Raw genomic sequence first — 1,183 nt, 5'->3', positions numbered from 1 at the left:
GATACTGCTGAGCGCCCCCGTCGCGAACAGGGAGGGCGATCTGGACTCGCTGTTCGGCCGCTTCCCCGACGCGCTCGTGGTCGTCGACCAGTCGCGCAACATAGGCGCCCTCGCGCTCGCCCGCGCCAAGGCGGCCGGGATGTCGGCGGCGTACCTGCCGGGACTCGCGGCACACGGGGCCGCCAGGCTCTTCGCCGGCGACGCCAAGACCGACGAGCGGGACGCAATGGTCATCGCGAAGACGGCGCTGGGCATCCCCGACGCACTCCTGCCGGTCGGGGATCCGGGCCCGACGGTCGCGGCGGCGAGGGCGCTGGCCGCCCAGAGAAACTTCCTGAACTGCGAAAACACCAGGAGCAAGAATCGGCTGCGCAGCATCCTGCTGGAATCGTGCCCCGCCTTCGAGGCGTTGGTCGACCTGTCCGACGGTCCCCAGCTGAGGCTCATGGCATCCCTCGGCGGGGCCTGGTCGGTGGCCGACGCCGGGCCCCGCAGGGCGGCGGCGCTCACGCGCGGGGCGGCGCGCGGCAAGATCGAGGCCCTCGTCCGCTCGACGGCCTCCTCGACAAGGCCGGACGCGGCGGCCATCGCCGCCGAGGACCGGGCGGTGAGGCTGCTCGCGCGCAGGATCTCCGAGAACTCGGCGGAGATCGATGTGATCACGGCGGAGATATCCGCCCTCCTCGAGGGCGACGATACCTACCGATGCCTCCTGACGGTGCCGGGGATCGGCCCCAAAACCGCTTCCGAGCTCGCGATCTCCATAGATATCGAAGACTTCCCAAGCCATGACAGGCTCGCGTCGTACTGCGGCCTGGCGCCGCGCAACCGCCAGTCGGGGACCTCGATCTCCTCGGTGACGGCATCGCGCCAAGGCAACAAGAGGCTGAAGAACCTGCTCATATTCTCGTGCAACTGCCTTACCCGGACAGAGGGAAGATGGGGCGATTACTACGCTAGGTGCCGAGAGCGGGGCATGCCGCACGGCAAGGCGCTCAAGGCGCTGGCACGAAAGAGGCTGAAGGTCATCTACGCGATCATGCGGGACAGGGTGCCCTACGCCGCCTAGTCGAAGCGCTCCGAACAGATTGGAGCCCATCGGCCGAAAGGCCTGGCGTTAGCATGTCGCGATTCAATCTCGAAAACAGCATTGCCCAGTTGACAAAACTATAGGAACACCCCC

General features: G+C 67.5%; 1 protein-coding gene. It reads left to right on the top strand.

All coding sequences use genetic code 11. From position 1 onward, the window contains the following. On the top strand, window positions 1-1,069 hold a 1,069-nt coding region (locus ACESSC_RS09755), incomplete at its 5' end, for an IS110 family RNA-guided transposase (RefSeq protein WP_373162743.1). Window positions 1,070-1,183: the final 114 nt, after the last annotated feature.

This window comes from Collinsella aerofaciens (assembly GCF_964243765.1).
GTDB classification, from domain to species: Bacteria; Actinomycetota; Coriobacteriia; order Coriobacteriales; family Coriobacteriaceae; genus Collinsella; species Collinsella aerofaciens_BU.
Note: the sequence above shows the minus strand (reverse complement) of the source record. Positions and strands in the feature narration are given on the sequence as shown.